8 protein-coding genes and 1 pseudogene are annotated in these 6967 nt (G+C 29.0%); 8 read left to right on the top strand and 1 reads right to left on the bottom strand.

The window, feature by feature from the left end; genetic code table 4:
* The first annotated feature begins 55 nt into the window (after nucleotides 1-55).
* The 8 genes and pseudogenes from thyA to EHV01_RS06645 all read left to right on the top strand — a co-directional run bounded on the left by thyA (nucleotide 56) and on the right by EHV01_RS06645 (nucleotide 6303).
* Nucleotides 56-925: a thymidylate synthase gene (gene thyA / locus EHV01_RS06680; RefSeq protein ID WP_422066775.1), complete on the top strand. Its 870-nt coding sequence runs from the start codon at nucleotides 56-58 to the stop codon at nucleotides 923-925.
* Nucleotides 925-1407: a dihydrofolate reductase gene (locus tag EHV01_RS06675; RefSeq protein ID WP_422066774.1), complete on the top strand. Its 483-nt coding sequence runs from the start codon at nucleotides 925-927 to the stop codon at nucleotides 1405-1407. The genes thyA and EHV01_RS06675 overlap by 1 nt, the downstream gene beginning before the upstream one ends.
* A gap of 1 nt (nucleotide 1408) precedes the next feature.
* Nucleotides 1409-2200 carry a lysophospholipid acyltransferase family protein gene (locus EHV01_RS06670; protein WP_422066773.1) on the top strand — a complete coding sequence of 264 codons (792 nt, stop codon included), beginning with the start codon at nucleotides 1409-1411 and terminating at the stop codon, nucleotides 2198-2200.
* A 19-nt stretch (nucleotides 2201-2219) separates the two neighbouring features.
* Nucleotides 2220-3530 (top strand): thymidine phosphorylase, encoded by a 1311-nt coding sequence (locus tag EHV01_RS06665; RefSeq protein WP_422066772.1) that lies wholly within the window; start codon nucleotides 2220-2222, stop codon nucleotides 3528-3530.
* A gap of 100 nt (nucleotides 3531-3630) precedes the next feature.
* The gene (locus EHV01_RS06660; protein WP_422066771.1) at nucleotides 3631-4392 is read left to right on the top strand and encodes a segregation and condensation protein A; all 762 of its coding nucleotides are present in this window, start codon (nucleotides 3631-3633) and stop codon (nucleotides 4390-4392) included.
* A 5-nt stretch (nucleotides 4393-4397) separates the two neighbouring features.
* A complete protein-coding gene (scpB, locus tag EHV01_RS06655) occupies nucleotides 4398-4946 on the top strand; it encodes an SMC-Scp complex subunit ScpB (protein WP_422066770.1) in 549 nt (182 codons plus the stop codon).
* A pseudogene (locus EHV01_RS06650) lies at nucleotides 4946-5680 on the top strand (pseudouridine synthase). Before scpB ends, EHV01_RS06650 begins: the two are co-directional and overlap by 1 nt.
* A gap of 14 nt (nucleotides 5681-5694) precedes the next feature.
* Nucleotides 5695-6303, top strand: a complete 609-nt coding sequence (locus EHV01_RS06645; protein ID WP_400248928.1) for a deoxynucleoside kinase — start codon at nucleotides 5695-5697, stop codon at nucleotides 6301-6303.
* 40 nt (nucleotides 6304-6343) lie between these two features.
* On the opposite strand, the gene EHV01_RS06640 is transcribed toward EHV01_RS06645, so the two are convergent.
* Entirely contained in the window at nucleotides 6344-6907 is a 564-nt protein-coding gene (locus tag EHV01_RS06640; protein ID WP_400248927.1) for an inorganic diphosphatase, read from the bottom strand.
* Nucleotides 6908-6967: the final 60 nt, after the last annotated feature.

Below are 6967 nucleotides of genomic sequence, written 5' to 3'. Positions count from 1 at the left end.
ATTTTTAAATAAGGTAAGATTTAAGTATATGAGAATAGAAAATAGGGTGAAAATGATGGAACAATATCTTAATATGGCTCGTTTTATTTTAGAACACGGGCAAGAAAAAGATGATCGAACAAATACGGGAATAATTTCTTTTTTTGGTTATCAAATGCGTTTTAATTTAAGCAAAGGCTTTCCACTTTTAACAACAAAAAAAGTTCATTTTAAGTCAGTAGTTTATGAATTATTATGATTTATTAAAGGCGATACTAATATTAAATATTTAGTAGATCATGATGTTCGAATTTGAAATGAATGACCATATGAAAAATATCAAGCATCAGCAAAATATAATAATGAAACATTAACTGAATTTGTTGAAAAAATTAAAACTGATGCAAATTTTGCTGCTGAATTTGGTGATTTAGGACCAGTATATGGGAAACAATGACGAAACTTTAACGGAGTTGATCAGTTAGCAAAATTATTAGAAAATTTAAAAAAGAATCAATATTCACGTCGTCATATTATTAGTGCCTGAAATCCAGCAGAAGTTGATGAGATGGCTTTACCACCATGTCATACTTTAATTCAGTTTTATGTTTCAAAAGATAATAAATTAAGTTGTCAATTATATCAACGTAGTGCGGATGTTTTTTTAGGAGTCCCTTTTAATATAGCAAGTTATGCTTTATTAACCCATTTAATTGCCCAAGTTGTTGGTTTAGATGTTGGCGATTTTGTCCATACTTTAGGAGATTGTCATATTTATAAAAATCATTTTAATCAAATTAAAGAACAATTAACACGTTCTCCGCGAAAATTACCAACTTTGAAGTTAAATCAAACCATTATTTCGTTATTTGATTTTAAATTTGAAGATATTATGTTGGAAAATTATGACTCAGCCCCATTAATTAAAGGAACTGTCGCAGTATAATGATTAAGTTATTATGAGCAATGGATGAAAATAATTTAATTGGTCAAAATAACCAATTACCATGACATTTAAGAGAAGAATTACAGCATTTTAAAGAAACAACATTAGGGCAAACAATTTTATTTGGTCGATTAACTTATGAAGGAATTGGACGACCATTATCGAAACGAAAAACATTAGTTTTAACAAGACAACTTGATTATCAAATTAATCATCCGGATGTGGAATTAGTAACTGATTTAACAGCAATTATTAATTTTTATCATCAAAATCCAAACGAAGATATTTATATTTGTGGGGGGAAAAAAAATTATGAGGCAACATTACCATATGCTGATGAATTAATCATTAGTTATATTAAGGGAAAATATCAAGGTGATACTTATTTTCCTTCGTTTGATTTAAACCAATTTACTTTAATTAAATCAAACGAATATCAGCAATTTGTAATAAAATATTATAAAAGAAAGGAACAAAGTTAAAATGTTAAATATTTGAAAAATTCTTCTGACATGACCACGATTTTTACGAACAATTACTAAGGCAAGAAGTATTAGTAAAAAAATTAAACGAGATCCAAATATTGTTTCAGAAGAATATCGTTATCATTGATTACAAAAACGAACACGCTATATGTTATGAGTACACGATGTTAAAATAATTGTTCATGATCGTGATAATTGAATTGATAAGGGTTGTTTAATGATTGCAAATCATCAATCGAATGTGGATCCGGCATTATTATTTGCTCTAAATGATTTTAATAAAACCGCACCTTGTGCATTTATTGCTAAAAAAGAATTACAAGATAATCGAACATATCGAAATTTCTTAACATTAATTGATGTTTTATTTTTAGATCGGGAAAACCCTCGTCAGGCCTTAGAAGTTATTAAAGAGGCAAATGATTTAATTCGTGTACCACGAACAATGGTTGTTTTTCCGGAAGGAACACGAAGTTGCAGGCAAGAAATGGGAGAATTTCATGCTGGAAGTTTTAAAATTGCCCAGAAAGCACATGTTCCAATTATTCCTGTTTCAATTGTTAACTCTTATCCAATTTTTAATAAAGAATTTAAAAAAAGAGGGAAAAAGTATGTTCATGTTGTGTTTCATAAGCCAATTAAGCCAGATACGTTTATGACCAAATCAACTGAATTAATTGCAAATAATGTTAAACAAATTATTCAAAAAGGAATTGATCAATATCAAGATGTTGATCATAAAAAAGCTTATGAAGAATATAAAACTTCATTAAAGAAAAAAACGACTTAAAAAAAGAAGGTATCGAATAGTGAATATTTTAGAATTAATTGATAAAAAGAAAAATGGACAAGAGTTATCACGAGAAGAAATTAGCTTTATTGTCAAAGGATATACATCAGGGATTATTCCAGATTATCAAATGTCAACTTTTTTAATGGCAATTTATTTTCAATCAATGTCAGTTACAGAAATTTCGTTTTTAACTGAAGCAATGATTAATTCAGGGGAAGTATATGATTTAACTACAATTCCTGGTTTTAAAGTTGATAAGCATTCTTCTGGTGGAGTTGGTGATAAGGTTAGTTTAATTTATGCGCCTTTAGTTGCTGCATTTGGTTTAAAAGTGGCAAAAATGTCAGGACGGGGATTAGGCCAAACAGGAGGAACAATTGATAAGTTGGAAAGTATTCCTGGTTTTAAAGTTGAACTTTCTTTTAATGAATTTAAGGATGTTATTAATAAAACAAATTTATCAATTATGGCTCAATCTGATAATCTTGTTCCTGCTGATAAAAAGATTTATGCCTTACGGGATGTGACGGCAACAGTTGATTCATTACCATTAGTGGCAGCAAGTATTATGTGTAAAAAAATTGCGACCGGTAGTGATGGAATTGTGTTAGATGTTAAATGTGGTAGTGGCGCTTTTATGAAAACAATATCTGATGCACGGAAATTAGCACAAATTATGGTTGAACTTGGAATTAAATTTAATAAGAAGATTGCTGCTGAAATTACTAATATGACAGAACCATTAGGCCGTACTATCGGTAATGCAATTGAAATTTATGAAGCATTACAAACATTACGAGGAAAAGGACCTGATGATTTGACTTACATTGTATGTGAAGCAGCAGCTTTAAGTTTATGCCAAGCAGGGCTTTTTAAAGATTTAGCAATGGCAGTTAAAGCTTGTGAAAAAAAATTACAAACAGAAGAGCCGTTAAATTACTTACGTGCTTTTGTGAACGAGCAAGGTGGAGATTTAAGTTTTATTGATAATGATTTAACTTTAAAAGAAGTATTAAAAGTAAAAAATATAGTTGAAATTAAAGCAACCCAATCGGGATTTATGGAAATTATTGATACTAATGAGTTAGGATTATTAGCTGTTCGTTTAGGAGCTGGCCGTAATACAAAAGATGAAACAATTGATTATCATGCTGGTATTTATTTAAACAAAAAAACTGGTGAAAAAGTTGCAAAAAATGATGTTGTAATGACTTTATATACTAACCGTTATGTTACTGCCCCAGTTTATGATTGAGCACAACGAACTTTTCGAATTGTTTCAACAAAACCACCACAAGAAGAATTAGTTTATGAGATAATTCAATAAAAGTGATGCTTTAAGTTAATCACTTTTTTGTTTTAATATCTTTAATTTTTTTTAAAATAGCGGTATTATTAACTAAGAAAATAAACATGGGAGAGAAAGAATGTTACATTTGCCGCGCTATGAAGTAAAACTTGATAATTTTTCAGGACCATTAGATTTATTGTTGCATTTAGTTAAAGAAAAGGAGATGGACCTTTTTGCAATTAAATTGACAGAAATTACTGATCAATTTTTAGCGTATATTAGAGAAATGGAACAATTAAATATTGAAATTGCATCAGAATATTTAACAATGGCAAGTTATTTAGTTGAGACAAAAACAAAATTAGTGTTACCAAAAGAAGAAGTTGAAATTGATGATAATTATGAAAAAGATGCTCGTGATGAACTAATTAATCGTTTACTAGAATATAAAAAAATTAAAGAAGTTAGTCAATATTTTAAAGATCAACATCAAGAGGGAATTCGCTATTTGTCAAAACCACGAACAATTATTAAAGGAAATCAAATTAAAGAAGAAGATTTACCATTATCGCCAAAAATTAATATTGATAAATTAACTAATAGTTTTTTAAAAATGTTAGAACGAATTAATGCAGCAAAACCATTAGAATCAAATGTTGTTATTACTGAAGTTTCTCCAGAAGAAATGGCGGAGCGAATTATGGCATTATTAGCGCAAGATGATAAAGAATGAACATTAGAAGAATTGCTAGGTAATTTTACTTTATCATTACAAGTTTTTGTTGCTTGTTTTATTGCTTTGTTAGATTTAGCTCGTCATCAAAAAATTGAAATTGAGCAATACCAACATTTAGAAGCAATTTACATTAGACCATACTTACAGAAAGAGGGGAATTAAATTAGATGAATTTAAATGAAAAAATGGCTGTTTTAGAAGGACTATTATTTATCAGCGGTGATGAAGGAATTAATTTAAAAGAAATTGCTCATATTCTTGAAATTTCTGTTCCTCAGTGTGAGGAGGTTTTAGCAAAATTAAAAGTAGAATATCAAACTAATAATAATCGTGGATTAACAATAACATCTTTTGCTGATAAATATCGCTTAGCAACAAAGCAAGAATATTATCAATTTTATTTAAAATTAGCTAATAATAAAATAGAAGCACGTTTATCACAAGCAGCATTAGAAACATTAGCAATTATTGCCTATCGTGGACCCATTAGTAAACCAGAAATTGAAGAGTTACGGGGAGTTAATTCTGACAGTGTTATTAACAAATTACGTGTACGTGATTTAATTGATGAAGTTGGTAAAAGCGAATTACCAGGGAAACCAATGACATATCATATTACTGAAGAATTTTTAAAAGTTTTTAATTTAACTTCTTTAGCAGATTTACCACAAATTAAGGAAACTGTGATAGAAAAAGAACAGGATTTATTTAAATAATGGAACGCTTACAAAAAGTTATTGCAGCAAAAGGTTATTGTTCACGACGAAAAGCAGAAGAATTAATTATTCAAGGACAAGTTAAAGTTAATAATATTGTGGTAACAACGTTGGGTACTAAAGTTAGCAAAAATGATCAAATACAGATAAACAATCAAATCCTTACGAATAAAAATGCAAATAAGGTTTATTTGATGTTGAATAAACCACGAAATTGTGTTTCAACGATGTTATGGGCCCCGCAACATCGCAAAACAGTTTTAAACTATGTTAAGTGTTTCAGAGCGAATTTATCCGGTGGGTCGTTTAGACTATGATACTAGTGGGCTTTTGCTATTGACTAATGATGGAGAATTTACTAATATTATTACACACCCAAGTCATATTATTAATAAGACATATCATGTTTTGGTTTCTGGTTATCTTTCAAAACAACAACTACAAAAATTAGCAACAGGACTTGAAATTGAACCATGAATTATAACAAGCAAAGCGCAAGCAAAATTAGTAAAATATGAAGAAGCAAAAAATGTTTCGATTCTTCTATTAACAATTTATGAAGGCAGAAAACATCAAGTTAAAAAAATGATACAAGCATTAGGACATGAAGTTATTAAATTGCAATCGGTTTTTTACAATTAGATGAAACATTAAAGCCTGGTGAATGACGTTATTTAAAACCCAAAGAAATTAAACGTTTTTTTGGAATAGCATCACACTTAAAAACAAAATAAAGGAGAAAAAAACAATGCGGATTACATTAGCAGGAGTTGTTGGAGTAGGGAAATCAACTGTTAGTAAGCTATTGGGAGAAAAACATCATTATATGGTAATGGATGAGCCAGTTGAGGAAAATCCATATTTAGATCAGTATTATGCTGATCCAAAAGATATGGCTTTTAAAATGCAAGTATATATGGTAATGGCGCGTAGTAAACAATTAAAACAAGCAAAAATAACATCTAATATTATTTTTGACCGTAGTATTTTAGAGGATCCAATTTTTGTTGATGTCTTATATGAACTAGGATATATGAATACAACAGATTATAAAGTTTATAAAGAATTTTATGATGTTGTTGTTTTACAAAGTTTATATTTAGATGAAAACATTAAACCAGAATTAGTTGTTTATTTACGAGTTGATCCAGAAATAGCAATTGAACGAATTACCAAAAGAGGCCGAGCTAGTGAACAAAATATTGGCAGCGCTTATTGAACATTATTAAACCGAAAATATGAGGAATGATATGAACGCTCAAAAGATAAGTTTAATTTTTTAGTTATTGATGCCAATCATAAAACACCAGAAGAAATTGTTGCCATAATTTCAGAAAAATTAATTGAAAAGAAATAAGACAATAAAAAAACTAGTGTCAACACTAGTTTTTATTTGTTTAAATTTGCCCTAATCCTTTTTCTTTTCAAATTTTCATTACAGCATCTTTTCCTTTTGTTTCTAAAATATCTTTGTATTCTAAATAACGTTCTTGACATTCTTTAATTTCTTTTAAAGCTTGGTCTAAGCCACTTCAACCATTAATTTTAACTTCTTTTTTTTGCAAAGTTTTATATTGTAAAAAGAAAGTTTTAATTTCATTTCGTATTGCTAATGGAACATCTTCTAAAGTTTGAATATGATTAAAACGCGGATCATCAGCCATCACAGCCATTAATTTTGTGTCAATTTCCCCGTTATCAATCATATTAATTGTTCCTAAAATACGAACATTGATTTGACAACCAGGAATTGTGGGGTAAGTGCTTAATGAAATTACATCAAGGGGATCACCATCTCAATCTAATGTGTTTTCAATAAAACCATATTCTCCTGGATAAAAATTAGCACCATATAAAACCCGGTCTAAAACAATTCGTCCTGTTTTAAGATCATATTCATATTTATGACCAGACCCCTTAGGGATTTCAACGATAATTGGTAAAACATTATTTTTACTCATTATTTTTCTTCCTTTCATTACTTTCCTAATTATTAATATAGCATAGAAAGGCAAATAATG

The organism is Spiroplasma sp. hy2, assembly GCF_044714365.1.
Lineage (GTDB): Bacteria > Bacillota_I > Bacilli_A > Mycoplasmatales > Mycoplasmataceae > Spiroplasma > Spiroplasma phoeniceum.
Note: the sequence above shows the minus strand (reverse complement) of the source record. Positions and strands in the feature narration are given on the sequence as shown.